Here is a 25,616-nt window from a genome sequence, read left to right on the forward strand (position 1 = left end):
CCATACGCGTGAGTGTCAGCTTCAGCCTCTACCCGAGCGTGTTCGCCTTGGCCTGCGAGGGCGCGCTCGCCATGCACGGCCCGGCTCCGCGCTCGCCCGCGGCTCAGCTGGTCGGCTCGCTGCCGGCAGCGGCCAAACGTGCGTTGCTGCCGATCGTGGACCGGCGCCACACACTCTCCCCCGGCTGCCTGTCTCCCGGCCTCCCAACGAGCGACACCCCGCTCGCTGAAGAGCTCGACCGGCTCCGCTCCTTGAGCCACGACGACGTGCGCACGGACCTAGAACGCGTTTTCGCCGACACGGGGGTGCCCGCGCATTGGCTGTCCGTGTGGAGGAATCCGCGCCGCTGGACCGAACTGGTGGCTCTCGCCTTCGACCACATCGGCACCCGCCTGGAAGACGCCTGGCGACGCAGCATCCGGCAGCGCGAACGCGAGGCCCAGCGCATCGGGACCGCCGTGGCCCGCGGCGGGATCGACGTCGCTCTGGCCACCGCTCATCCGCGCGGCCGGCTGCGCGGCACGGCCCTGCAGTTCCCGGACCCCAATCCGGTCAATGTGAACGCGAGCGGCCGCTGGATCGTGCTGACTCCCATGATCGGACGGCCGCGAGCGGTGCTTTGCGATCTCGACCGCCCCGACGTCCTGTGGTTCGGCTATCCCCTGGCCGGCCCGTCCGACGAGACCCAAGACGCACGCTCACGCACCGAACTCGACGCCCTCCTCACGCCGATCCGTGCCCGCCTGCTGCGCTTCCTGGACCGTGAACTTCCCATGAGCGCAGTTCCCGCTCTACTCGGTTGCACCCCGCCAACCGCGACCCACCACTGCACTCAGCTCGCCAAAGCCGGGCTGATTCTTCGCCGTCGACGGGGCCGATCCGTGAGAATCGCTCGTACGCCCAGAGGCGATCAGGTACTGGAAGCCTATGCGCGTCCCATGGCGGATTGCTGAGGATCCGGCCGAGACCGGCCGGCGCGCCGGCGGCGCCGTCTCCCGTCGGCACGGGTGCGCGCCGGCGCCCCATCGCCGCTACATCTCCTCGTGGTGGTCGGGGTCGCCGCCGAAGAGGCGTCCGTCTTCCCTGGCCAGACCGCTGATCGCCGCGACTTCGGCGTCGGAGAGTTCGAAGCCGAACACATCGAGGTTCTCCTGCTGGCGCTGCGCGTCCGCCGACTTGGGGATGGGCAGCGCACCGATCTGCACGTGCCACCGCAGGACCACTTGGGCCGGCGTGACGCCGTGCGCGGCCGCGGCTCGGGTGATGGGCTGTTCGGCGAACGGCGCGCTGCGCTTGCCCAGCGGGCTCCACGATTGCGTCCGGATGCCCAGCTCGGCATCGACCCTGCGCATCGCGTCCTGCGGGAAGTACGGATGCAGCTCGATCTGGTTGACCGCCGGGGTCACGCCGCTGTCGTCGATGACGGCGCGCAGGTGCCGCTCGGTGAAGTTGCTGACGCCGATGGAGCGCACCAGGCCCCGCTCGCGCACGTCGACCAGGGCCCGCCAGGCCTCGACGTACTTGCCCACACTGGGATTGGGCCAGTGGATCAGGACCAGGTCCAGGTAGTCGGACCCGATCCTGCGCAGGGAGTCTTCGACCGATTTCACGGCGAGGGAGTACTCGTGGTGCCGGCCCGGGATCTTCGTGGTGATGCGCACGTCCTCCCGCGCCAGGCCGGACGCGCGCACGGCCCGACCGACTTCCTCCTCGTTGCCGTAGTTGACTGCGCTGTCGAGCAGCCGGTAGCCCGTCTCCAAGGCGGTGCGCATCGCCGCCACCCCGTCTTCGCCGCGCAGCGAGAACGTGCCGAAGCCCACCGCGGGCAGTGCGTTGCCGTCATTCAGCTCGTAATAGTCGACCGCGATCATGCCCCCAGCCTAGGCCGAACCGGCGTCGCCCGGCCGTCCTCCCTCGCCCCCTGCGCGTGGGGGCGGCACCGCGACGTGGCCCGGTATCGAGGCGATGCCGGCCCGCCCCGAAGGCGCGTCCTAACCGCCCACCTCGGCGAGGAAGCCGGCCAGGCGTCGGTCGAACTCCTCGGGGTTGCAGCGGTTCGACGGGTCGAAGGAGTCGGGGATGGTCTCCATCCGGGCGCGGGGGACGGCCTCGGCGATGCGGCGCGACATCGGCTGCAGCCGGGGATCGTCCGCGCTGAGCACCAGGGTCGGGCACCGAACCGCCGGGAGCCGGGGCGTGTAGCGCACCGCGTTGAGCGCGTAGCGGATGCGCACCGTCTCGGCACGGCGCATCCGGGTGAGCATCGCGTCCATGTACGCTCGCGCGGCCGGCCAGCGCCGGTACTGGCTGCGGACACCTGGTCGCATCAGGCCCGGGAACAGCCACAGCCACCCCGTTGCGTACAGCAGGACCAGGTTGACCGCCTCGGCCGCCGAGCGTGGCCGGGTGTCGCTGAACGAATCCACCGTGACCAGAGCCTTCACCTTCTCCGGGTGGTTCAGGGCGAGAAGCTGGGCGAGCACTCCGCCGAAGCTGACGCCGCACACCACGGCCTCCCCGACGTCCAGGACCTCCAACAAGGCCGCGATGTCGCCGGCCTGGCGCTCCAGCACGTCGCGCCGCCCGCGCAGCGGGGAGGAGTCGCCCGCGCCGCGGGGATCCACCGCGATCACGCGATGGTCGGCGGAGAAGCGGTCGATCTGCGGTTCCCAGAGCGCGCGCGTGCACCCCAGACCCGGCAGGAGCACAAGGGGCGGACCGGAGCCCCGTTCGGTGTAGCCGATCGTCGCTCCGTCCAGCTGCGCGGTGGTCATCGGGCGTCCTCCATATCGCCTGCTGCGGGCGCGCCGGTGCGCGGCCGCCGCTTCGCGGATCGGCTCATGCCGCCGCCGGCCTGCGCGCGAGGACATCGACCGGCAGGCCGCCGGCCGGCCGCATCGCCGCGAAGCCGGTCGGGCGGATCCGCTGGGCCGGCAGATGCAGCTCGGTGCGGGCGAGGACGCGGGCGAGCATCACGGTGAGCTCCGTGGTCGCCAGCGCGGCGCCGATGCAGCGGTGCGGACCGGCCGAGAACGGCAGGAACTCGTACGGCTTGGGCTTGCCGAAGCCGGGCTCTCCGGGAATCCAGCGCTGCGGACGGAACTCCAGAGGATCCGCCCACAGCTCGGGGAGGCGGTGCGTCACATACGGGCTGTACAGGAGCAGGGTGTCGGCCCGCACACGGCGGTCGGCGAACTCGAACCCGGTCGCGACCTTGCGCGCGGACACCACCGCCGGCGGATAGAGGCGGAGCGTCTCCTGGACCACGCCGTTCAGGTAGGGCAGGCGCGGGAGGTCATCGCTTTCGGGCCGCCGGCCGCCGAGCACACGGTGCACCTCGGCGGCGGCGCGGTCCCATACCCCCGGTGTGCTGAGCAGGGCGTAGACCGCCCAGGCCGCCGCCGCGCTGGTGGTCTCGAAACCCGCGGCGATCAGCGTCACCGCCTGGTCGCGAACCTCCGCGTCGCTGAGCCCGTCGCCGTCGTCGTCGCGGCCGTGCACCAGCGAGGCCAGCACGTGGTCGTCGGCGTCGGCCGAGCCGGCGCGTACCCGCGCGATCTCCTCGGCGATCCGCGCGTCGACCCGGGACCGGGCGGCCATCGCGCGCCGCCACTGCGGCGTGCCCAGCCGGCGCTTCCATTCCACGGTCTGGGGCAGGTGATCGACCAGGTCGAGCAGCACTTGGAGCTGTGCCCCGAAGAACGCCGACTCCTGCGCGAGCCGCTGCCCGAACAGCGCGTGGATGGTGCTCCGCCGGATCGCGGCGCGCAGCTCCTGATAGACGTCGACCTGCCGCCCCGGGCGCCATCCGTCGAGCGCGGCGTCGGCGCTTGCGGCCATGATCGCGATGTAGTGGTCGATCCGGCGGTGGTGCAGGGCCGGCTGGACCAGGCGCCGCCGGCGCCGGTGCTCAGCGCCGTCACTGACGATCAGCGAGGTGGGGCCGTCCACCGGGATCAGCCCCGCGAAGGCCTCGCGCCAGCGGAACAGGTCGGAGTTGGCGAAGACGAAGCGGTTGGCCTCGGGTCCCAGGAGATAGACGTATCGGCCGAGGCGGGTCATGGGACCGCGGCGGCGGTAGCAGGCCGCGAGAAGGTCGCCCGGCGGGTAGCCCACCGTATGGCCGTGCCATCGCGCGGCCGCGTGCGACGACGCCTGGGTGCTCCCGCGGGTCGCTTTCATGTTCCCCTCCGTTCGCTACACCCGTAGCTTACTACAGGTGTAGCAGATCCTCAGGCCGGGGGGACGGCGCCGTCCACCGCCGCCTGCACGGACCGGCGCAGCCGGTCCCGGTCGCCGCCGCCGAGGAACGGCCGGGCCAGGGCGTCATAGAGCACGCCGTCCAGTTGCACGAGCAGCAGCCGCGCCGCCGCCTCCGGGGCGGGCGTTTCGGAGGCGCGCATCGCCACGGCCGCGCGATCCAGGAACCGGCGGTTCGCCGCGCGCAGCGCCTCGGTCAGCTCCGGGCGCCGCGCCGCGTCCAGATACAGCTCCAGCCGGGCGCGCGTGCGCGCCCGCGCCGGCCCGAGCCAGTAGGCCAGCAGCTCGACGAGGAGGTCGACCAGGGCCTCGCGGTGCTCGGGCGAACCGACGTCCCAACCGGTGGTCGGCATCCGCTCGAGGTCGGCCTCGTCCAGTTCCACGATCCGATCGAGCACCCCGCGGAGCAGGGCCAGCCTGGTTCGAAAGCAGCTGCTCGTACTGCCGGCCGGCAGGCCGGCCCGGGCGTCCACGGCCCGATGGGTCAGCCCCCGCAACCCCTCGTCCGCGACGATCTCGATCGCCGCATCCGCAGCTCGCCGCCGACGCGACGTCCACCCGCTGGTCCCGGTCTGCATGGCGATCAATCTGCTGGATCCGCGCCCGGCGTGCAAACGGCCCCGCAGGGCTCCGAAGCGGCTCAGGACCCTCGGGGGCGCAGGATCACTGCTGTCCAGGAATGAACAGCCGGGTCTTCCGGTCCCGACAGCCTCGGGTGCCCTGTGCATCGCTGCGTACGTGCCATCAGTTCCGACCTCGCAAGGAGAAGCGGCCGGGCTGGGCGCACCAGGGGGAGGTCAAGGCGGCGCAGCGGAACAAGGTTCTCGCCGACGCGCTGAAGCTGGTCTGGATCTCCTCCACGCTCGATCCGCGGCCGCGCAGCCGGGAACTGGGCCGCGGCCGCCTTGGTCGATCTTCAGGTCGAGATCATGGTCGTGGAGCTGCCCGGGGAGGTGCGGGAGCGGCTGCGCGCCGCCCAGCGCCGCCGGTTCCGCTGAACGCGCGCCGTCGCCCACGCGTCGCGGCCGACCGGACCGCCGGCGCGATCACCGGGCGGCCTCCGAGCAGCGGTGGTAGAGGTCCGCGAGGCGGGTCCCGCCGTGTCCCCTCCCGGGGATCAGCGGGTGGAGAAGGCCGCGTCGAAGGCGGCGTCGGAGGGCTTGTAGCGCGACAGGTTGCGGACGAACTCCAGGGCCTCGGGGGCTCCGACGAGGCGGTCCATGCCGGCGTCCTCCCATTCGACCGACAGCGGGCCGTCGTAGCCGATGAAGTTCAGCATGCGGAAGGCGTCCTCCCAGGGCACGTCGCCGTGGCCGGTGTTGATGAAGTCCCATCCGCGCCGGGGGTCGGCCCAGGCCAGGTGCGAGGACAGGCGGCCGTTGCGGCCGTTGCCCACCCGCATCTTGGTGTCCTTGCAGTGCACATGGCTGATCCGGTCGCGGAACTCCCAGAGGAACGCGACCGGATCGATGTCCTGCCACACCATGTGGCTGGGGTCCCAGTTGAGGCGGAACGCCTCCCGGTGGCCGATCGCCTCCAGCGCGCGGTGCGTCGTCCAGAAGTCGTAGGCGATCTCGCTCGGGTGCACCTCGTGGGCGAAACGGACACCGACTTCGTCGAACACGTCCAGGATCGGGTGCCACCGGCGGGCGAAGTCCGCGTAGCCGGCCTCGATCAGCTCTGCCGACACCGGCGGGAACATGGCCACGTACTTCCAGATCGACGATCCGGTGAAGCCGGTGACCGTCCGCACGCCCATCTTGGCGGCGAGGCGGGCGGTGTTGGCCATCTCCTCGGCGGCGCGCCGGCGCACGCCCTCGGGATCGCCGTCGCCCCACACCCGGTCGGAGAGGATGTCGCGGTGGCGCTGGTCGATCGGGTCGTCGCAGACCGCCTGTCCCTTGAGGTGGTTCGCGATGGTCCACACCGACAGTCCGTACCGGTGGAGAAGATCCAGCTTGCCTCGGACGTAGGCGTCGTCGTCCCAGCGCCACGGGTCGAGGTGGTCGCCCCAGCAGGCGATCTCGAGGCCGTCGTAGCCCCACTCGCCCGCGAGCCGGACCACCTCCTCGAAGGGAAGGTCCGCCCACTGGCCGGTGAAGAGAGTGATGGGTCGTCCCACAGTGGCCTTCCTTGTCCTCGTCGTTTTCCGGCCGCCTACACGTCCACCCAGACCGAGTCCTGCGCCGCGCTGCGCTGGACGGCGTCCAGGACGCGCTGCACGTGCAGCCCCTCGGCGAACGAGGGGTGCGGCGGTGTGCCGGAGTCGATGCCCTCGACCAGGTCCTTGACCTGGTGGGAGAAGCCGTGCTCGTAGCCGAGCAGGTGGCCCGGGGGCCACCAGCCCGAGAGGTAGGGATGCGAAGGCTCGGTCACCGAGATGCGGGTGAATCCCTGCTGGTCCTCGGGGGCGGTCCGGTCGTAGAACTGCAGCGTGTTGAGGTCTTCGAGGTCGAAGAAGAGCGCGCCGCGCTCCCCGGAGACCTCCACGGTCAGCGCGTTCTTGCGGCCCGTGGCATACCGGGTGGCCTCGAAGGCGGCGAGGGCGCCGGAGTCGAGGCGGCCGGTGAACAGGGCGAGGTCGTCGACGGTGACCCGCCCGGTCTGCGTGGCGGGACCGGCCTGCTCCGAGGCGGGCAGAGGACGCTCCTCGACGATCGTCTCGACGACGCCGGTGGCCCGCTGGACGCGCCGGCCGGTGATGAACTGGACCATGTCGACGGCGTGGGCCCCGATGTCGCCCAGCGCTCCCGAGCCGGCGTGCTCCTTCTGCAGGCGCCAGGCCAGCGGCGCCTGGGGGTCGACGAGCCAGTCCTGCCGGTAGGCGGCGCGCACCTGCCGGATGTGCCCCACCTTGCCGCGGGCGACGAGGTCGCGGGCCAGCGTGGCGGCGGGCACGCGGCGATAGGTGAAGCCGACCATGGAAAGCGCGCCGCGCGCCTGGGCGCGCTCGGCCGCCGCGGCCATGGACTCCGCTTCGGCCACGGTGTTGGCGAGCGGCTTCTCGCAGAGCACGTGCTTGCCGGCGTCCAGCGCGGCGGCGGCGATCTCGGCGTGGGACCCGCCGGGAGTGACCACGTCGACGACGTCGATGTCGTCGCGGGCGACGACCTCGCGCCAGTCCGTGGCCGATTCCGCCCAGCCCCACCGCTGCGCAGCGGCGGCGACCGCGTCGGCCCGGCGGCCGACGATCACCGACATCTCGGGGGCGGCGGGAAGGTCGAACATCCGCGGGGCGGTACGCCAGCCTTGTGAGTGCGCCGCACCCATGAAGCCGTAACCGATCATGGCCACCTTGAGCGTCCTCACGCCGGCACCAGCCTCCTTGTCCACGGCGACGCGGGGTCCAACGTAGCGCCCGGGGATCGGCACATAAAGGGCGACGGGCTGACATAGGAGTGGCTGCAGGTGGCCGGACCCGGACGCACTGCCAGCGGCGGTGATCTTGTACCTGTGGTCATTGTGAGCGATCACAAGTGACCACAGGTACAAGATCGGCGACGGCTGAGTTACCGGCGCGCGCCTCGGCCGGTGGCCAGCGGTCGCGGGGGTGAAATAGCCGCCGCGCCGAGGGCGTTGTGGACTGCACTATGGACGAGGCAGCGGATGCTCCGGAGGATCCGGGCGCGGATCGTCGTGCGGCGGCGGAGCGGATCCGGCGGGCCAGGGACGAAGCGGCGGGGCTGGCCGATGCCCTGGCGCGCCAATGGGACGGCGTCGTCGACGCCGCGGCGCTGACGGCGAACGACGACGAGCACGATCCCGAGGGGCCCACGGTCGCCTATGAGCGCGAACGGCTCCGGGCCATGCGGGAGCACGTGCACGGCGAGCTCGCCGATCTGGATCGGGCGGCCCAGCGGCTGCGCGACGGCCTTTACTGGACGTGCGAGGGCTGCGGCGGCCCGATCGCCGCGGCACGGTTGAGCGCGCGCCCCACGGCCCGGACGTGTATCGGCTGCGCGTCCCCGGGCACCGCGCAGACCCGCCGTCGGAGGTGACCGCAGCGCCCCTCGCGGCGCGGCGTCCCGCCTTCCCCGCCGCGTGGAGCGTCCTCCTGCCGACCGGCGGCGGCAAGGGCGGCAGGTGCAGGTGCGGGCGATACCTCGGCGGGGCGCGCACCCAACCGGATGCCCGGCGCGCCCGTCCGGACGGCGGTCAGAGTTTTCCCGGAGGGCGGTCCGCATCACTCGGCGATCCCGTAGAACCGGCGCCGCGCGTCCGGCCCCGCAGGCCCCCGCCGCGGGACGACCGCGCCCACCACACCCCTGCGACGGCCGCGGCCAGGGCCGCCGTCACCGGGCCGAGGGCGGGAGTCGGGACCGAGGGTACGTAGGAGCCGCAGACGTTGGACACGGCGTGGGTGAGGATGATCGCGCCGACGCTGCCGCCGGAGCCGTTGTAGATCCACACCCACAGCACCCGGCCGCCGATGGCACCGAGGGCGCCCAGGGCGATGAGCAGCGGGGTCTGGCCGCTGGCCAGGATCGAGGGGATGTGCCATGCCCACCACACCGTGCCCACGACCAGGCCGGCGGCCAGCGGGCCCCACCTGTGCTGGAGCGGGTCGGTGGCGTATCCGGTCCAGCCCAGTTCCTCGCCGACCGCGGCGACGAGGAACGCGAAGGGCAGGACCGCCATCGCCGCGATCGGCAGGCGCGGCTGGTCCGGGAGGTCGACGCCCAGCAGGTGCATGCCTGCGTAGGTGACCAGCAGGGTGAAGGGTGCGAGGAGGAGGACGGGCGCGTACCAGCGCTTGGCGCGGATCCGGCCGAGGTCGACGGCGCGCCTGAGCAGCCGGGCGGCGCCCGGCGCGCCCTCGTGCCTGGCGGCGAGGATGAGGGCCGCGGTGAGCGGCACGAACGCCAGCGCCGCGTCGAGCACCGGCATGTTCTTGGGCGTCCCCGCGATGTGCACCCACCGGCTGAGGCCGTAGACCGGCAGGGACAGCGCCAGCGTCAGCAGGAAGAACTCCCACGGCGCCCCCGTGTCGCCCCCCGCACGGCGCGGCTGGGCCCGGGCGGTCACGTCGGGGCCTGTCGGTCGCATGCGATGTCGGTCATGGCGGCGATGCTCGCAGCCGGGCGCCCGGCCCCGCCTCCATCCGGGGAGTGGCCGATCTCCCCCGCGCGGGGGAGATCGGGAGTGGCCGGGGGCGGCACCGCAGACGGTGTCGCGCCGCCTCGGCGGCGCCTCCCCGCCGCCACGGGGCGCTGCGTCGGGACGGGGCCGTTCATCGCAGGAGGCTCTGCTCGGCGACGGCGATCAGGGTGTCGGCGGTCTCCTCGGGCGTTCGCGAGCGGCCGGCGTGCAGCAGGTCCACGTTTTCGAACGAGGTCAGCAGCCAGAGCACGTCGGTGGCGTGCTCGACCGAGACCCCGGGGCGCAGGCACCCCTGTTCGGCCAGGCGGCCGGCCAGGTCCGCGGCGCCCGCGAGCCGCCGTTCCTCCATGCGCCGGACCGCCCCGCCGGCCGCGGTCGCGTCCAACCGCGCCATCGACGACAGCGCCCGCACCGCGTCGAAATCGGCCGCGTACATGCCGACGACGCCCCGGATCGCCCCGCGCACGGCCTCGCGCGCATCCGGCCGGGCAGCGGTCTGGAGCATCTGCGCGAACCCGCCGCGCACCAGCAGGTCCTCGCCCAGCGCCGCGAACAGTCCGGCCCGGGACCCGTACACCTGGTAGACGGTCGGCCGGGCGACACCGGCGAGTCGGGCGACGCGGTCGATGCCGACCGGCTCGCCCGGCGCTTCGCGCAGGCACCGGTACAGGGCATCGAGGATGCGCCGCCGCGTGCGCTGCGCCGACTCCGCCCGCAGTCTCTGCTCGTATTTGCGTCCCGCCATGCCGGGGACTCTAGCATTTCGATTGACACACCGTATTCTGGAATACAGACTGTCGTTCGAATCGACCGACGGCGGCACTCCCCTGGGGCTGCCGCTTCACCGAGACGGGAGCCGCCATGGTGCGGATCATGTTCACCTGCGAACTCAAGCCGGATGCAGTGGAGGAGGATCGGGCGCTGCTGAAGGAGGTCTATGCGGAACTGGAGTCGAGGTGCCCCGCCGGGATGCGCTACGACACCTTCCTGGCCGACGACGGCGTCACCCTCGTCTCCTTCGTCGAGTTGGAGGGCGGCCCGGAGGCCATGCACGATCTGCCCGCCTTCCAGCGCTACCGCTCCACCCTGGAGGCACGCTGCGTCCGGGAGCCCTCCATGGCGGTGCTGAGCGAGCTCGGCAGCTACGCGTCGCCGTGACGTCCCGGCGGCCGTCTGCGCGTCCGGCCCGGCCCGCGCCCTTCGTCCCCACACGCCCGCGCCACTATTGACGCGCCGGATCGGGCCGGTCTAGCGTCCAAGGGCCGGAGCCGCACCGCACGTCGAGGAGTTGGTCCATGGCGCCGACTGTCGCGCTGCTCGGCACGTTGGACACCAAGGGCACGGAGTGCGAGTTCCTCCGGCAGCGCCTCGCGGCGGCCGGGTGCGTGCCGCTGCTCATCGACTGCGGTGTGTACCCGCCCGAGGGCGCCGCCGCCGACATCCCCGCCGCCCAGGTCGCCCAGGCGGCCGGCACCACCGTGGAGCGGCTGCGCGAGGACGCCGATCGCGGCGCCGCCGTGGAGCGGATGGCCGACGGCGCGGCGGCCACCCTGCGCGCACTGGCCGAGGACGGCCGCGTCCAGGCGACCCTGGCGGTGGGCGGCTCGGGAGGCACCGCGATAGCCGCCCGGGCGATGGCGGTGCTGCCGGTCGGCGCCCCCAAGCTCATCGTCTCCACCGTGGCCGCGGGAGACACGCGTCCCTACGTGGGCGCGCGGGATGTGACGATGATGTACTCCGTGGTCGACATCGCCGGCGTCAACCGCGTCTCCGCGCGCATCCTCGCCAACGCCGCGGCGGCCGCCGCGGGCATGGCCGGCGCCGCGGAACCGCAGGTGCCGCCCCGGCCGCTGGTGGCCGCGAGCATGTTCGGGGTCACCACGCCGTGTGTCACCGCGGCGCGCGCCGACCTCGAACAGGCCGGCTTCGAGGTCCTGGTCTTCCACGCCACCGGCACCGGCGGGCAGTCGCTGGAGGCGCTGACCGCCGACGGCTACTTCGCCGGCGTCCTGGACATCACCACCACCGAACTGGCCGACGAGCTGGTCGGCGGCGTCATGAGCGCCGGCCCCGACCGGCTGCGCGCCGCCGGCCGCCGCGGACTGCCGCAGGCGGTCTCGGTGGGCGCGGTGGACATGGTGAACTTCGGCGCCGCCGAGACCGTGCCCGCCGCCTTCGCCGACCGGCTGTTCTACCACCACAACCCCAACGTCACCCTGATGCGCACGACCCCCGGCGAATGCGCCGAGATCGCCCGCCGCATCGCGGCCCGGCTCAACCGGGCCACCGGTCCGGCGGCGCTGTATCTGCCGCTGCGCGGCGTCTCCGCGCTCTCGGCTCCCGGGCAGCCCTTCCACGACGCCGAGGCCGACGAAGCGCTGTTCACCACGCTGCGTGAGAACATCGATCCCGCCCGCGTGGAGCTGCACGAACTCGACACCGATGTGAACGATCCGCACTTCGCCGCGGCGATGACCCACCGCCTGACCGAACTCATCGGGGAGCACCACACGTGAACCGCGACGATGCACTCGCCCGGTTGCGCCGCACGGCCGAGGCGGGCGAGCCCGTGATCGGCGCCGGAGCGGGCACCGGCCTGTCGGCCAAGTGCGCCGAGGCCGGCGGCGGCGATCTGATCATCATCTACAACTCCGGGCGCTACCGCATGGCCGGCCGCGGCTCACTGGCCGGGCTGATGCCCTACGGCGACGCCAACGCCATCGTGGTCGACATGGCGCGCGAGGTCCTCCCGGTGGTGCGCGAGACCCCGGTGCTGGCGGGGGTGTGCGGCACCGACCCGTTCCGCAGGATGGAGGTGTTCCTCGCCGAGCTGAAGGCCCTGGGCTTCGCCGGGGTGCAGAACTTCCCCACGGTCGGCCTGATCGACGGCACCTTCCGGGCCAATCTGGAGGAGACCGGGATGGGCTTCGATCTGGAGGTCGACATGGTCCGCCGGGCGCGGGAGATGGACCTGCTGACCGCCCCCTACGTCTTCGACACCGACCAGGCCAGGCGCATGGCCGGGGCCGGGGCCGACATCGTGGTGGCCCACATGGGGCTCACCACCTCGGGCACCATCGGCGCGCGGACCGCGCTCACCCTGGAGGAGTCGGTGCACCGCGTGCAGGGCATCGCCGACGCCGCCCGCGAGGTCTCCCCCGGCGTGCTCGTCCTCTGCCACGGCGGGCCGATCGCCGAGCCCGACGACGCCGGCCTGGTGCTGGCCCGTACCCGGGGCGTCTCCGGTTTCTTCGGCGCCTCCAGCATGGAGCGGCTGCCCACGGAGACCGCGATGACCGAGACCATGCGCCGCTACAAGCGACTGCGGCCCGCGGCGGAGGAGGCCGGCGGGCGGGGCTGAGCCCGCGACCGAGCCGGCCCGCGGGGCCGGGCGACGACACGGACAGGAGGCCACGAGGTGCGATTCGCGGCGGTCGACCCCCACAGCCGGGAGACCATGACCTTCGACTGGGGTTCGGCGAAGTGGTACGTCCAGCCCGACGCCGTCCCCGGCGCCGGGCTGAGCTTCGGGGAGGTGGTGCTCAACCCCGGTCGGGGCCACGACCGGCACAACCACCCCGACGCCGAGGAGGTGCTCTACGTGCTTTCGGGGACCGGCCGCCAGATGGTCGGCGACGAGGAGCCCTTCGACGTCTCCGCCGGCGACGTGGTCTACGTCCCGCGCGCGGTGTTCCACAGCACCGTGAACACCGGGTGGGCCCCGATGCGGCTGATCGCGGTCTACAACCCGGGCGGGGAGGAGGCCGCGCTGCGCAGCCTGCCCGACTTCGCCGCGGTACCGCCCGGCGAGGTCCCCCGCGTGCGGCGGGAGTGACCGCCCGGGCCGCCCGGCGCCAACGCCGACCCGCCTGCGCGGCCCGGTTGGGCCCCGGCCGGCTGCGGCGCCGGCGGTCACCAGGCCTGCAACGCCAGGGCCGCGCCGAAGGCGACGAATACGGCGCCGCCGACCCGGGTGGCGACGCGCCCGGCCGCGCCTCCTCGGGGCAGCGGGATCGTGCGGATCGCGGCCACCACCAGGGTCCACCACAGCGCCGCGGAGGCGACCACGGTGGCTCCCAGCACCGCCACCTGGGGAAGCACCGCACGCTCCGCGGAGACGAACTGGGGCAGCACCGCCGCGAAGAACAGCAGCGCCTTGGGGTTGAGCACGTTCACCGCCAGCCCGCGCAGGAAGCAGCGACCGCTCCCGCCGGTCCCCTCCTCCCGGTCGTCCTCCGGGGCGACGGGCGACCGCAGCAGGCCCACTCCGAACCAGACCAGCACACCGCCGCCCACCAGCCGCAGCGGCCCCATCAGCTCGGGCGAGGACGCCAGCACCGCGCCGAGCCCGGTCAGCGCCACGACGCCGTGCAGGCACAGCCCGGCCACCACTCCGGCCGCCGCGCGGACTCCGTGAACGGTCCCCGACACGGCCGCCTGCGCGATCACCACGAAATCGGGCCCGGGAACGACCAGGGTGATCCACAGCAGCACCGCGAACGCCCACCACTCCACGACCGGCCTCCCGCTCTTCGGCAATCGCGGGGAAGATAGCCAGCAAGTTCGGTAGGGTGCGAGCATGGCGGAATCCAGGAGCGCGAACGCTCCAAATGCCGAATTGGATTCGATCGATTGGGCGATCCTGGGCATTCTGCAGAACGACGCGACGATCCCCAACAAGGACATCGCGGCGCGGGTCGGCGTGGCCCCCAGCACCTGTCTGCACCGGATCCGCAAACTGCGGGAGACCGGCGTCATCGAGTCGATCCGCGCCCACATCGATCCGACCCGGCTGGGCCGCCCCGAACAGGCGTTCATCGCCGTCCAGGTGCGCCCCCACTCCCGCGAGGCCGCGGAGGACTTCGTCGCCCAGGTGGGGCGGCTGCCCGAGACGACGGCGCTGTACAACGTCAGCGGAGCCCAGGACTACCTGGTGCACGTCGCCGTGCGCGACAGCGGCCACCTGCAGTCCCTGATCATCGACCGGCTGCTGGTGCTGCCCCAGGTGGCGCACTGCCATACCCAGCTGATCTTCGGACGGCCGGTCGTCACGCCGCTGCGCCGGCTGGGCGAGGAGTGAGTCCGGCGCGACGGACGTCCCGGAAATGCCACGGGCTTCCCTGCGGGAAGCGCGGGCCCGTCGGCACTGCGCCGCACGGCCCGCCGCGGCGAAGGCGGTGTCGCCGGCGCGGAGCCGGCTCGACGGACGGCCGCGGTAGTTCGGTGTTTGAACGAATCGGTAGCCTGGATCCCATGTCGACCTGGCGGGATTCGCTGCAGAGCCGGGCGTGGCGGCCCTACATCGAGGCGAGCCTGCTGCTGGAGACCCGGCTCGACGAGGACCTGCGGGCGGCCGCCGGGCTGAGCCTGATGGACTACAACGTGCTGCTGGTTCTCTCGGAGTGCCCCGCTCACCGGCTGCGGATGGGCGAACTGGCGGCCCGCATGGTGTTCTCCCCGAGCCGGCTGACCTATCAGATCAAGGTGATGGAGCGACGCGGCTGGGTGCTGCGGCAGACCTCGCCCGAGGACCGGCGGGTGAGCTACGCGGTGCTGACCGCCACCGGCCTGGAGGCGCTGCGGGAGGCGGACCGCCACCACATCGCGACGGTGCGGCGGTTGTTCACCGATGATCTCGACGAGGACGAACTGCACGTGCTCGCGGACGTGTTCACCCGCCTCAGGTCCCGGCTGCAGGGCGCGTACGGGCCGACGGCCGACGCGCCGTCGGCATCCGGCCAAGGGCCCCCGACCGCCGGGCAGGGCGGTCGGAACGGCTGAGCCGCCGCGTCCGGCGTCCGGGGAATAGCATCTGCCCGGCCTCCGTTACCGGGATTGTTCAAATCTGAAGGAATTGGGGGCCACGATGCAGTTCGGAGTATTCACGGTCGGCGATGTGACGCCCGACCCGACGACGGGGCGCACGCCTTCGGAGGCCGAGCGCATCCAGGCGATGGTGGCCATCGCGGAGAAGGCCGAGGAAGCGGGGCTGGACGTCTTCGCCACCGGTGAGCACCACAACCCGCCGTTCGTGCCGTCCTCGCCGACGACGATGCTCGGTTACGTCGCGGCCCGGACCCGGCGGCTGATCCTGTCCACCTCGACCACGCTGATCACCACGAACGACCCGGTCAAGATCGCCGAGGACTTCGCGATGCTGCAGCACCTCGCGGGCGGCCGGGTGGACCTGATGCTGGGGCGCGGCAACCAGGGACCGGTGTATCCGTGGTTCGGCCAGGACATCCGCCAGGGGATCCCGCTGGCGATCGAGAACTACCACCTGCTGTACCGGCTGTGGCGCGAAGACGTGGTCGACTGGGAGGGCAAGTTCCGCACGCCCCTGCAGGGGTTCACCTCCACGCCGCGCCCGCTGGAGGGGGTGCCGCCGTTCGTGTGGCACGGTTCGATTCGCAGCCCGGAGATCGCCGAGCAGGCCGCCTACTACGGCGACGGCTTCTTCCACAACCACATCTTTTGGCCGCCCGAGCACACCCGGCGCATGGTCGGGCTCTACCGGCAGCGGTTCGAGCACTACGGGCACGGCCGGGCGGACCAGGCGATCGTGGGGCTCGGCGGGCAGGTGTTCATGCGAGCCAGGTCGCAGGACGCGATCCAGGAGTTCCGGCCCTACTTCGACGACGCGCCCGTCTACGGCGGCGGGCCGTCGCTGGAGGACTTCATGCGCGAGACCCCCCTGACGGTCGGCAGCCCGCAGCAGGTCATCGACCGGACCCTGACGTTCCGCGACTACGTGGGCGACTACCAGCGCCAGCTGTTCCTGATCGACCACGCGGGCCTGCCGCTGAAGACCGTGCTCGAACAGCTCGACATTCTCGGCGAGGAGGTCGTCCCCGTGCTGCGCTCCGAGTTCGCCGCACGCAAGCCCGCCCACGTCCCCGAGGCGCCCACTCACGCGTCACTGGCCCGCGCCCAGCAGCAGAACACGGAAGGGAGCACGGAATGACCCGCATCCTCGCGGTCTCGGCCGGCCTGTCCACCCCCTCCAGCACCCGACTGCTGGCCGACCGGCTGGCCGCGGCCGCCCGCAGCGAGCTGGACGGCGACGCGGCGGTCGAGGCGGTGGAACTGCGCGACTACGCCCACGACATCACCGACAACCTGCTCACCGGATTCCCCGGCGCCCGCATGCGGCAGGTGCTGGACCGGCTCGACGCGGCCGACGGGCTGATCCTGGTGACTCCGACGTTCACCGCCTCCTACAGCGGCCTGTTCAAGTCCTTCATCGACGTCGTCGACCCCGAGTCGATGCGGGACAAGCCGGTCCTGCTCGGCGCGACCGGCGGCACCGAGCGGCACTCGCTGATGCTCGAGTACGCGCTGCGCCCGCTGATGGCCTACCTGCGGGCCGAGGTCGTGCCCACCGCCGTCTTCGCCGCCGGCGGCGACTGGGGCAGCGACGCCGGCCTCGACCAGCGCATCGCCCGCGCAGCGGGCGAACTCGCCCAGGCCGTGCAGCGGCGCCCGGCCCAGGCCAAGGCGGACCCGTTCACCGAACCGGTGCCGTTCGAGCAACTGTTCGACGAGGCCACGACGCGCTGACGGCGGCTACCGCCCCGGCCCGCCCGCCGGGGCGGTAGCCGCCGCAGGCGAAAATCCGCTCCGGTCGACGGCGCCCGCAGAGCCGGCGTGGGTCGCCGGAGAACGCACCGCGCCTACGCCGGCCTGGCCGAGGCGGCGACCGCGCTGCAGGGCCGCCTTTGCGGTCAGGGGCGGAGAACGCCGTCGCGCAGGTGCAGGCGGTGGTCGGCGGCCTGAGCGGCCTCGGTGTCGTGCGTGGCGAAGACGACGGTCGCCCCCTGCGCGCGAAGGCCGCCCAGGATGTCCAGCACGGCCTGGCGGGCCGAGTCGTCCAGGCCGGTGGAGGGTTCGTCGAGCAGCAGCAGGTCGGAGCGCTGGGCGAGCCCCTGCGCGATCAGCGCCCGCTGCCGCTGGCCCCCGGAGAGGGATCCGAGGCGGCGGGCGGCCAGGCCGGCGATCCCCAGGCGCTCCATGCACGCCTCGACGATGGCGCGGTCGGCGGCGGTGGCCCTCCGCCACGGCCCGCGATGGGCCCACCGGCCCATGGCGACCGTGTCGGCGACGGTGACCGGCAGCGCGTCGGGGACGGCGCTGCGCTGGACCACCAGGGCCGGCCGCTCCCGGTGGAACCGCCGCACGTCGCCGCGCGAGGGGGCGTGCACCCCGGCGACCACGCCCAGCAGGGTCGACTTCCCCGATCCGTTGGGGCCGAGGAGCGCGGTCACGCGGTGGGCGGGGATGGCGGCGGTGACGTCCCGCAGCACTGTCTGCGAGCCGTAGGCGGCGGCCACGCCGCGCAGTTCGACGGCGGCCGACGTGTGTTCGTCCATAGCTGCTCGGACACCCCCGATTGACAACGATAATCATTTTCATACTACAGTCTCCGGCATGGAGTGGCTGACCGATCCCTTCCAGGTGTCCTTCGTCGCGCGGGCACTGTGGGCCGGGCTCCTGGTCTCGGCGACCTGCGCCCTGGCCGGGACCTGGGTGGTGCTGCGCGGCATGGCGTTCCTCGGCGACGCGATGTCGCACGGGATGCTGCCGGGCGTGGCCCTGGCCTCGCTGCTGGGCGGCAGCCTGTTCGCGGGCGGGGCACTGAGCGCCGTCGTCATGGCCCTGGGTGTCACCGCCGTCACCCGGTGGTCGCGCCTGTCCCAGGACACCGGCATCGGGCTGCTGTTCGTCTGGATGCTCTCGCTCGGTGTGATCATCGTGTCCTACTCGCCGTCCTTCGCGGTGGATTTGACCGGGTTCCTCTTCGGCGACGTGCTGGCCGTGCGGCCGCGGGACCTCGCCGTGCTCGGCGGCGCCGCCGTGTGCGCCGCGGCCGTCTCCCTCCTGGGCCACCGCGCCTTCGTCGCCCTGGCGTTCGACCCCCGCAAGGCCGCCACGCTGGGGCTGCGCCCGCGCCTGGCGCACGCCGCCATGCTCGGCCTGGTCACGCTCGCGGTCGTCGCGTCCTTCCACGTGGTGGGCACCCTGCTGGTCTTCGGACTGCTGATCGCGCCCCCGGCCGCCATGGCGCTGTGGGCACGCGGGATCCCGGCGATCATGCTCGGCGCCGCGGTGCTGGGGTCGGCGGCGACCTTCACCGGCCTGCTCGCCTCCTGGCACCTGGGCACCGCGGCGGGCGCGACCGTCGCCGCGATCGCGGTCGCCCTCTTCTTCCTCTCCGCCCTGGCCGCCGGCCTGCGTGATTGCCGACCGGCCCGCGCGGAGCAGCCCTCGACCCCCGACGCGCCCGACCGGGCGCCGAAGAAGGAGCAGGAGTTCACACCATGACGATCGGCAGCGGGACCAAGGCGGTCCTCGCCTGCGCGGCCGGGGGCCTGCTGGCCGCCGGGTGCGGTGCGGGCGGCGCGCCCGCGCGGGAGGATCCGGCAGGACAGGCGGCGTCCGCGCCGCACGGCTACGTCGACGGCGCGCAGGAGTCCGCGGAGCCGCAGTGGCGCCTGGTTCTGGCCGACACGGCCGACGGCGCGCTGCACGTGCTCGACCCGGCCACCGCCGAGACGACCGGAGTCGGCCGCGTTCCCGGCGTCCGCGAGGCGGCGACCGACGGCCGGTTCGCCTACCTCGGCACCGGCGGCTCCGCGACCGTGCTGGACAGCGGCACCTGGACGGTGGACCACGGCGACCACCGGCACTACTACCGCACCCGGGCGCAACTCCTCGGCGAGGTCGATGCGGGCGCCGGCCTGCACGCGGCGGGCGACCCGGCGGTCACCGCGCTCTCGGCGGACGACGGCGTGGCCGTCCTCGACCGCTCCGCCCTGGAGCAGGGGCGGATCAGCACGGCGGCGGTCCCGGGCGGCGGCACCGCCGCAGCCTACGGCGAGCGGCTGGTCATCGCCCGCCCCGACGGATCGGTCGACGTGCTCGACCGCGGCGGCGACCCCGCCGAACCCGGCATCGCCCAGCGCTGCCCCGAGCCGCGGGACCCGGCCCTCACCCGGCGCGGCGCGGTCCTCACCTGCGCCGACGGCGCCCTGCTGCTGACCGGCACCGGGGCGTCGCTGGAGGCCGCCGCGATCCCCTACCCCGGCGGCGGCGACCGCGCCCGCCCCGCCTCCTCGCTCCACCACCGCCCGGGCTCCTCCGTGCTGGCCGGAGCAGCGGGCGACGAGGGCGTCTGGGTGCTCGACACCGACGCCGCCGCGTGGACCTTCATCGAGACCGCCCCGGCCCTCGCGGTCAGCGCGGCGGGACCGGACATGCCGGTGCTCGTCCTCGGCGCGGACGGAACGCTGCGCGCCTACGACCCCGCTTCGGGCGAGCAGACGGCCGAGACCGCGCTGATGGACCCGCCCGGCGACCGCGGCGGCGAGCCGGCCGTGCGCATCGACACCGGCCGCGCCTACGTCAACGATCCCGCGGCCGACGCGGTCTACGAGATCGACTACAACGACGACCTCCGCCTCGCCCGCACCTTCGAGCTGGGCTTCAGCCCCGACCTCATGGTCGAGACGGGATGGTGAGCGCGATGCCGGCGCAGTCCCGCATCCCCCGGCGCGCCGGCGCCCTCCTGGCGGCCCTGCTCACCCTGCTGCTGCCCGCGGCCCTCTCCGGCTGCGCGGCCCTGGGCGGCGAGCGCTCCGGAATCGTCGTCACCACCAACATCCTCGGCGACATCACCCGCAACGTCGTCGGCGGCGAGGCCGACGTCACCGTCCTCATGCCGCCCAACGCCGATCCGCACTCCTTCGCCCTGTCCGCACGCCAGGCCGCCACGTTGGAGTCGGCCGAACTGCTCGTCTACAACGGCCTGGGCCTGGAGGAGGGCGTGCTGCGCAACGTGCGCGCCGCCGAGGAGGCCGGTGCGGCCGGCCTCGAAGCGGCCGCGCGCGTCGACCCCGTCGACTACGCCGAAGGGGAGACCGCCGGGCAGCCCGACCCGCACTTCTGGACCGACCCCGTCCGGGTCGGCAGGGCGGTCGACCTCATCGCCGACGCGGTGGTCGAGCAGGTCGGCGGCGTCGACGCGGCGCAGGTCCGCGCCAACGCCGAGGCGTACCGGGAGCGGGTGGCCGACCTGCACCGCGCGGCCGAGGAGCGGTTCGCCGCCATCCCCGGCGAGCGCCGCGAGCTCGTCACCAACCACCACGTCTTCGGCTACTTCGCCCAGCGCTACGGCTTCGAGGTGATCGGGGCGGTCGTCCCCAGCGGCAGCACCCTGGCCTCCCCGAGCAGCGCGGACCTGAAGTCGCTGGCCGACGCGGTCGCCGAGGCGGGCGTGCCGGCGGTCTTCGCCGACTCCTCCCGGCCCGACCGCCTCGCCCGCGCGCTGGCCGAAGAGGCCGGCCTCGACGTCGAGGTCGTGTCCCTGTTCTCCGAATCCCTCACCCCACCGAGCGGACAGGCCGGGACCTACCTGGAGATGACCCGCTACAACCACGGCGCCATCGCCGACGCCCTCGGCGCCTGAGCCCCTGCCCCCGCTGCGCCCCTCCCCCGGTGCGCACCCGCCCCACCCCCTCCGGCGGGGGACCGGCCGGTCCCCCGCCCCGATCGAGAACGGAAGTGAAACCATGGTGCAGGTCTCCCCGTGGACGGGCCGCCGGCGCAGCCTGGCGGCGCTGTCCACCCTGGCGGCGCTCGGCCTGGCCGCGACCGCCTGCGGCGGCGCGGGCGGCGCCCCCGAGCCGTCCGGATCCGCCGCGGCCGAGGTCACCGACGCCCTCGTCGCCACCTACGACGGCGGCGTCTACGTCATCGACGGCGAATCGCTCGACGTCGTGGCCGACATTCCGCTCAAGGGCTTCAACCGGCTCAACCCGGCCGGGGACGGGCGGCACGTGCTCGTGTCGACGTCGACGGGGTTCCGCGTGCTCGACGCGCGGGCGGCGCGGCTGACCGACGTGGAGTTCGCGGCGTCCGAGCCCGGCCACGTGGTTCGCCACGCCGGAAAGACCGTCCTCTTCGCCGACGGCACCGGCGAGGTCACCGTCTTCGACCCCGACGACCTCGGCGACGGCCTTCCGCCGACCGAGACCTACACCACCGAGCACGCCCACCACGGGGTCGCCGTGGTCCTGGGCAACGGCGAGATGGCGGTGACCCGCGGCGACGAGGAGCAGCGCACCGGGGTGCGGATCCTCGACGCCGACCGCAGGGAGATCGGCGGCAGCGGGCAGTGCCCCGGGGTGCACGGCGAGGCCGCCGCCGCGGGCGGAGCCCTGCTCTTCGGCTGCGAGGACGGCGTGCTGGTCTACTCCGATGGCGAACTGAGCAAGATCGACAGCCCCGACGACTACGGGCGCATCGGCAACCAGGCCGGGCATGAGGAGTCGCCCTACGTGCTGGGCGACTACAAGACCGATCCCGACGCGGAACTGGAGCGGCCCGAACGGGTCTCGGTGATCGACACCCGCAGCCGCGACCTGCGCCTCGTCGACCTGGGCACCAGTTACAGCTTCCGCTCGCTGGGGCGCGGCCCCGGCGGGGAAGGGCTGGTGCTGGGCACCGACGGCGCGCTGCACGTCGTCGATCCCGAGTCGGCCGAGGTCACCGACTCGTTCCCGGTCATCGGCGAGTGGACGGAACCCCTGGAGTGGCAGCAGCCCCGCCCCACGCTGTTCGTGCGCGCAGGCACCGCCTATGTGACCGACCCCGGTGAGCGGCGGCTCTACGCCGTCGACCCGGAATCCGGCGACGTGCGGGCGCAGACCCGGCTTCCCGCGGCCCCCAACGAGATCACCGGGGTGGCGGCGGGCTGATCCGCTCGCGGCCGCCCCGGGCTCCCCGGCCGCCCGGGGCGGCCCGGGCGGCCGGGTGCCTCCACCGCTCCCGGAACCTCACCGTGGCGGAGACTGCTGGGGTATCTCGGCCGCTCGGCCGCGGCGGGCGCCGAGGATCCGCTCCCGGTAGCTCGTCGGGGACTCGCCGAACTCGGCCTTGAACAGCCGGCTGAAGTGCGCGGCGTCGGACAGGCCCCAGCGGCCCGCGACCCATGAGACGGGGCGGTCGGCGAACAGCGGATCACCCAGGTCGCGGCGGATCCGCTCCAGGCGCCGACTGCGGATCCACGCCGATACCGTCTGCCCCTCGGCCGAGAAGATGGTGTAGAGGTGCCGAGTCGAGATGAAATGGGCGCGGGCGAGGCTCGCGGGCGTCAGATCGAGGTCGCCGAGGTGGTCGAGGATGTACTCGCGCACCTCGCGCGCCAGACTCCGGGCCGGATTGGCCACGGGGCCCAAGCGGCGGTGCAGCTCCTGCGAAAGCATGGTGACGAGCAGGTCCAGACCCGAGTGGACCAGCCGGGTGGCGTGCGGCCCGGCCAGCTGGTCCATGTTGCGCCCCAGCTCGACGAAGAACGGGTTGATCACCCGCGCCAGCCCGGCGTCGCTGGGAAAGCACGTCGCGGTGACCCGAGCGACCTCGTCGCGCGGCAGATCCACGAGCTCGTGCGGAAACATGATGACCATGGCCTGGTTGGCCTCGGGGAACGCCAGCGTGTACGGCCGGTGGGTGTCGTAGATGGCCAGGTCGCCCGGCCGCAGCTCGGCGGTGCGGCCGTCCTGCTCAAGGACCATCGAACCGGCCAGCTGGAGGCTCAGCTTGTAGAACCGGGGCTCGTCGTCGGCGATGAGGTCGGGGGTGCGCCGCACCATATGGGGCGTCGCCACCATCTCGAACAGGGAGACGTCCTCGACCACGGTCCGGGAGAGGCGGCCCTGGAACGTGACGTCGCCGAGCTCCTCGATCTCCAACGGCACGACGGTGCGTGCGACCGTGGATCTCCACACCTCCAGATCGAACGGCCGGCCGGGTGTGTCCGCGACACCGCTGGTGCTGTAGCGCATCGCTGCTCCCGTCGCGTGGGCTGAGACACCCATGATGATCAGAATCATCCGGCTGGTCCACCCCTGCGGGGCCGGGCGGCGGGGGTTCTCCGGCGGCCTTGTCGCAGCGCGCAGCGCGCTTGATTCTGGGTGCCCGATCCTGCTCGGGTGCTGGGGCCGCGCTCGGTGTGCCCGGTATGTTCCCGCTACACGGGCCCGCGCCGGGGTCCGGCCCGGCCCCGGCGCAGGGGCGCGCCCGCACACGTCCGGCGCGCGGAAGCCGACGGCGCCGCCCGGCCCGCGGCCCGGGTTCGCAAAGGAGGGATCCTTGACGACGGAAACCACCCCGACCGGCGCTGCGCCGTCGTCCTTCGGGGTGACACACCCCCTCGACATGCTCACGGCCGCGGAGATCAGGGCGGCTCGGGAGATCCTCGTCCGCCGGGGCCTGGTGGAGGAGACCACCCGGTTCCCGCGGCTGCTGCCGGTCGAGCCCGACAAGCAGGCCGTCCTGGCCCACCGCCCCGGCTCCGACGACTTCGACCGCAGCGTGGTCGCGACCCTGCTCGAGACCGGGACCGGGCGGGTCCGCGAAGCCGTCGTGTCCGTCACCGCCGGCACCGTCACCTCCGTGCGGGAGCTCCCGACGGCGGAACCTCCCTACGGGCAGCCCCCCTATCTTTTCGAGGAGTACGACCGGGCCGCCGAGATCGTGAAGGCCGACCCCCGCTGGCAGGCCGCGATGGCCCGCCGCGGCATCACCGACACGACCCACACCTTCGTCACGCCGCTGGCTCCCGGGTTCTTCCCCGAGGAGGGCGGGGCGGGCCGGCGCATGATGCGGTCGCTGACCTTCCACCGCCGCCATGCGGGCGACAACCCGTGGGCGCACCCCGTCGAGGGCGTCGTCGCGCACGTCGACCTCACCGCTGGCGAGGTGGTGCGCCTCGAGGACGACGGCGACGCTCCCGTGCCCTGGGACGACTGGGACTACACGCCCGAGCGCACCGGTCCCGCCCGCACCTCCCTCAAGCCCCTGGAGATCACCCAGCCCGAGGGCCCCTCCTTCTCCGTGGAGGGCACCCGCGTCCGGTGGGAGAACTGGACCCTGCGGATCGGCTTCAACGCCCAAGAGGGCCTGGTTCTGAACCGGATCACCTTCCGCGACGGCGGGGAGGACCGCCCGGTCGTGTACCGGGCCTCGGTGCCCGAGATGGTGGTGCCCTACGGCGATCCCGCGCCGCCGCGCTTCTGGATCAGCTACTTCGACGCCGGGGAGTACTCCCTCGGCAAGAACGCCAACTCGCTCAAGCTCGGCTGCGACTGCCTCGGCGAGATCACCTACTTCGACGCCGTGGTCGCCGACGACCGCGGCGACCCGATGCCGATCCCGCACGCCGTGTGCATGCACGAAGAGGACTACGGGATCCTCTGGAAGCACACGGAACCCGGGGAACCCTCCCAGGTCCGCCGCTCGCGCCGCCTGGTGATCTCCTACTTCGCCACCGTCGGCAACTACGACTACGGCTTCTTCTGGTACTTCTACCTCGACGGTTCGATCCAGTTGGAGACCAAGGCGACGGGCATCGTGTTCGCCGGCGCCGCCGAGCCGGGCACCGAGAACTCCCACGCCCCCGAAATCGCCCCGGGCATCATCGGCCCGGTGCACCAGCACCTCTTCTGCGCGCGCCTGGACATGTCCGTCGACGGGCAGGCGAACTCGGTCGAGGAGGAGAACCTCGTCGCCGTCCCCACCGGGCCGCAGAACCCGCACGGCAACGCCTTCACCTACGAGCGCAGCCGGCTGGCACGCGAGTCGCAGGCCGTGCGCGACGCCGACAGCGAGACCGGGCGCCGGTGGTACGTCACCAGCGCGCACCGGCGCAACGCCGTCGGCAGACCCACCTCCTACCAGCTCACGCCGATGCCGGGCCCCCGGCTCATGGCACAGCCGGGCTCCTCGGCCGCCAACCGCGCCGAATTCGCACGCCACCACCTGTGGGCGACCGCCTACGACCCGGCCGAACGCTTCCCGGCCGGCGACTACCCGAACCAGCACGCGGGCGACGGCCTCGGACGCTGGACCCGGGCCGACCGGCCCCTCACCGACGCCGACGTCGTCCTGTGGCACACCTTCGGCCTGACCCACATCCCCCGGCCCGAGGACTGGCCGGTCATGCCGGTCGACTACGCGGGCTTCTGGCTCAAGCCGCACGGCTTCCTCGACGCCAATCCGGCGCTCGACCTGCCCGACTGGTCGACCCGCAGCAGCCGGGAGGTCGGCACGCACGGCGGCGAGTGCTGCTCGTGACGCCGGCGCGGTAGACGCGGGGCCGCACGGACCGGGGCCCGTCGCGGCGTGCGGCCCTTCCCCGGCGGTGGAGCGCGCGGCGTCACGGCCGAGCGCCGCCGCCGGTTCGCGCGCCGGCATGCCTG

At 73.2% G+C, this 25,616-nt stretch carries 26 protein-coding genes; 15 read left to right on the plus strand and 11 right to left on the minus strand.

Annotation, left to right across the window (positions count from 1 at the left end):
- Positions 1-8: 8 nt before the first annotated feature.
- Positions 9-953 (plus strand): helix-turn-helix domain-containing protein, encoded by a 945-nt coding sequence (locus FZ103_RS21415; RefSeq protein ID WP_343233637.1) that lies wholly within the window; start codon positions 9-11, stop codon positions 951-953.
- A 78-nt stretch (positions 954-1,031) separates the two neighbouring features.
- Here the strand turns inward: FZ103_RS21415 and FZ103_RS21420 are convergent, their stop codons facing one another.
- From FZ103_RS21420 to FZ103_RS21445, 6 genes are all read right to left on the minus strand, one after another.
- A complete protein-coding gene (locus FZ103_RS21420) occupies positions 1,032-1,871 on the minus strand; it encodes an aldo/keto reductase (RefSeq protein ID WP_156003621.1) in 840 nt (279 codons plus the stop codon).
- Between the two features lie 120 nt (positions 1,872-1,991).
- Positions 1,992-2,774 carry an alpha/beta fold hydrolase gene (locus tag FZ103_RS21425; protein WP_156003622.1) on the minus strand — a complete coding sequence of 261 codons (783 nt, stop codon included), beginning with the start codon at positions 2,772-2,774 and terminating at the stop codon, positions 1,992-1,994.
- A gap of 64 nt (positions 2,775-2,838) precedes the next feature.
- A complete protein-coding gene (locus FZ103_RS21430; protein WP_156003623.1) occupies positions 2,839-4,182 on the minus strand; it encodes a cytochrome P450 in 1,344 nt (447 codons plus the stop codon).
- A 50-nt stretch (positions 4,183-4,232) separates the two neighbouring features.
- Positions 4,233-4,838, minus strand: a complete 606-nt coding sequence (locus FZ103_RS21435) for a TetR/AcrR family transcriptional regulator (protein ID WP_156003624.1) — start codon at positions 4,836-4,838, stop codon at positions 4,233-4,235.
- A gap of 539 nt (positions 4,839-5,377) precedes the next feature.
- A complete protein-coding gene (locus tag FZ103_RS21440) occupies positions 5,378-6,382 on the minus strand; it encodes a sugar phosphate isomerase/epimerase (RefSeq protein WP_186356638.1) in 1,005 nt (334 codons plus the stop codon).
- Between the two features lie 35 nt (positions 6,383-6,417).
- Positions 6,418-7,569: a Gfo/Idh/MocA family oxidoreductase gene (locus FZ103_RS21445; RefSeq protein WP_343233638.1), complete on the minus strand. Its 1,152-nt coding sequence runs from the start codon at positions 7,567-7,569 to the stop codon at positions 6,418-6,420.
- A 281-nt stretch (positions 7,570-7,850) separates the two neighbouring features.
- Between FZ103_RS21445 and FZ103_RS21450 the strand changes: the two genes are divergently transcribed.
- Positions 7,851-8,258: a TraR/DksA C4-type zinc finger protein gene (locus FZ103_RS21450; RefSeq protein ID WP_156003625.1), complete on the plus strand. Its 408-nt coding sequence runs from the start codon at positions 7,851-7,853 to the stop codon at positions 8,256-8,258.
- A 157-nt stretch (positions 8,259-8,415) separates the two neighbouring features.
- On the opposite strand, the gene FZ103_RS21455 is transcribed toward FZ103_RS21450, so the two are convergent.
- Both FZ103_RS21455 and FZ103_RS21460 read right to left on the minus strand, forming a co-directional pair.
- A complete protein-coding gene (locus FZ103_RS21455; RefSeq protein ID WP_156003626.1) occupies positions 8,416-9,306 on the minus strand; it encodes a CPBP family intramembrane glutamic endopeptidase in 891 nt (296 codons plus the stop codon).
- Between the two features lie 184 nt (positions 9,307-9,490).
- Positions 9,491-10,105 carry a TetR/AcrR family transcriptional regulator gene (locus FZ103_RS21460; protein WP_156003627.1) on the minus strand — a complete coding sequence of 205 codons (615 nt, stop codon included), beginning with the start codon at positions 10,103-10,105 and terminating at the stop codon, positions 9,491-9,493.
- A 116-nt stretch (positions 10,106-10,221) separates the two neighbouring features.
- Between FZ103_RS21460 and FZ103_RS21465 the strand changes: the two genes are divergently transcribed.
- The 4 genes from FZ103_RS21465 to FZ103_RS21480 all read left to right on the plus strand — a co-directional run bounded on the left by FZ103_RS21465 (position 10,222) and on the right by FZ103_RS21480 (position 13,195).
- The gene (locus tag FZ103_RS21465) at positions 10,222-10,518 is read left to right on the plus strand and encodes a hypothetical protein (RefSeq protein WP_156003628.1); all 297 of its coding nucleotides are present in this window, start codon (positions 10,222-10,224) and stop codon (positions 10,516-10,518) included.
- A 137-nt stretch (positions 10,519-10,655) separates the two neighbouring features.
- Positions 10,656-11,876 (plus strand): Tm-1-like ATP-binding domain-containing protein, encoded by a 1,221-nt coding sequence (locus FZ103_RS21470; protein ID WP_156003629.1) that lies wholly within the window; start codon positions 10,656-10,658, stop codon positions 11,874-11,876.
- Positions 11,873-12,721 carry a phosphoenolpyruvate hydrolase family protein gene (locus tag FZ103_RS21475; protein WP_186356639.1) on the plus strand — a complete coding sequence of 283 codons (849 nt, stop codon included), beginning with the start codon at positions 11,873-11,875 and terminating at the stop codon, positions 12,719-12,721. Before FZ103_RS21470 ends, FZ103_RS21475 begins: the two co-directional genes overlap by 4 nt.
- Positions 12,722-12,778: 57 nt before the next feature.
- Entirely contained in the window at positions 12,779-13,195 is a 417-nt protein-coding gene (locus FZ103_RS21480; protein WP_343233639.1) for a cupin domain-containing protein, read from the plus strand.
- A 77-nt stretch (positions 13,196-13,272) separates the two neighbouring features.
- Here FZ103_RS21480 and FZ103_RS21485 read toward each other — a convergent pair whose 3' ends face one another.
- Entirely contained in the window at positions 13,273-13,899 is a 627-nt protein-coding gene (locus FZ103_RS21485) for a LysE family translocator (RefSeq protein ID WP_186356640.1), read from the minus strand.
- Between the two features lie 79 nt (positions 13,900-13,978).
- Here FZ103_RS21485 and FZ103_RS21490 point away from each other — a divergent pair, with 79 nt between their 5' ends.
- From FZ103_RS21490 to FZ103_RS21505, 4 genes are all read left to right on the plus strand, one after another.
- Positions 13,979-14,440: an Lrp/AsnC family transcriptional regulator gene (locus FZ103_RS21490; RefSeq protein WP_255430181.1), complete on the plus strand. Its 462-nt coding sequence runs from the start codon at positions 13,979-13,981 to the stop codon at positions 14,438-14,440.
- Positions 14,441-14,613: 173 nt separating this feature from the next.
- Positions 14,614-15,141 carry a MarR family winged helix-turn-helix transcriptional regulator gene (locus tag FZ103_RS21495; RefSeq protein WP_156003632.1) on the plus strand — a complete coding sequence of 176 codons (528 nt, stop codon included), beginning with the start codon at positions 14,614-14,616 and terminating at the stop codon, positions 15,139-15,141.
- 85 nt (positions 15,142-15,226) lie between these two features.
- Positions 15,227-16,324 (plus strand): LLM class flavin-dependent oxidoreductase, encoded by a 1,098-nt coding sequence (locus FZ103_RS21500; RefSeq protein WP_156003633.1) that lies wholly within the window; start codon positions 15,227-15,229, stop codon positions 16,322-16,324.
- Positions 16,321-16,920 carry a CE1759 family FMN reductase gene (locus FZ103_RS21505; protein WP_156003634.1) on the plus strand — a complete coding sequence of 200 codons (600 nt, stop codon included), beginning with the start codon at positions 16,321-16,323 and terminating at the stop codon, positions 16,918-16,920. The genes FZ103_RS21500 and FZ103_RS21505 overlap by 4 nt, the downstream gene beginning before the upstream one ends.
- A gap of 164 nt (positions 16,921-17,084) precedes the next feature.
- Here FZ103_RS21505 and aztA read toward each other — a convergent pair whose 3' ends face one another.
- Positions 17,085-17,729: a zinc ABC transporter ATP-binding protein AztA gene (aztA, locus tag FZ103_RS21510; protein ID WP_156003635.1), complete on the minus strand. Its 645-nt coding sequence runs from the start codon at positions 17,727-17,729 to the stop codon at positions 17,085-17,087.
- A gap of 58 nt (positions 17,730-17,787) precedes the next feature.
- On the opposite strand from aztA, the gene aztB reads away from it, so the two are divergent.
- From aztB to aztD, 4 genes are all read left to right on the plus strand, one after another.
- The gene (aztB, locus tag FZ103_RS21515) at positions 17,788-18,681 is read left to right on the plus strand and encodes a zinc ABC transporter permease AztB (RefSeq protein ID WP_156003636.1); all 894 of its coding nucleotides are present in this window, start codon (positions 17,788-17,790) and stop codon (positions 18,679-18,681) included.
- Positions 18,678-19,877 carry a hypothetical protein gene (locus tag FZ103_RS21520; RefSeq protein WP_156003637.1) on the plus strand — a complete coding sequence of 400 codons (1,200 nt, stop codon included), beginning with the start codon at positions 18,678-18,680 and terminating at the stop codon, positions 19,875-19,877. The genes aztB and FZ103_RS21520 overlap by 4 nt, the downstream gene beginning before the upstream one ends.
- 5 nt (positions 19,878-19,882) lie before the next feature.
- A complete protein-coding gene (gene aztC / locus FZ103_RS21525) occupies positions 19,883-20,824 on the plus strand; it encodes a zinc ABC transporter substrate-binding protein AztC (protein WP_255430182.1) in 942 nt (313 codons plus the stop codon).
- A 103-nt stretch (positions 20,825-20,927) separates the two neighbouring features.
- Positions 20,928-22,115, plus strand: a complete 1,188-nt coding sequence (aztD, locus tag FZ103_RS21530) for a zinc metallochaperone AztD (protein ID WP_156003639.1) — start codon at positions 20,928-20,930, stop codon at positions 22,113-22,115.
- 78 nt (positions 22,116-22,193) lie between these two features.
- On the opposite strand, the gene FZ103_RS21535 is transcribed toward aztD, so the two are convergent.
- A complete protein-coding gene (locus tag FZ103_RS21535) occupies positions 22,194-23,234 on the minus strand; it encodes a helix-turn-helix domain-containing protein (RefSeq protein WP_255430183.1) in 1,041 nt (346 codons plus the stop codon).
- 274 nt (positions 23,235-23,508) lie between these two features.
- Here FZ103_RS21535 and FZ103_RS21540 point away from each other — a divergent pair, with 274 nt between their 5' ends.
- Positions 23,509-25,491 carry a primary-amine oxidase gene (locus FZ103_RS21540; RefSeq protein ID WP_156003640.1) on the plus strand — a complete coding sequence of 661 codons (1,983 nt, stop codon included), beginning with the start codon at positions 23,509-23,511 and terminating at the stop codon, positions 25,489-25,491.
- Positions 25,492-25,616: the final 125 nt, after the last annotated feature.

It is taken from the genome of Streptomonospora sp. PA3, assembly GCF_009728995.1.
Taxonomy (GTDB): Bacteria; Actinomycetota; Actinomycetes; order Streptosporangiales; family Streptosporangiaceae; genus Streptomonospora.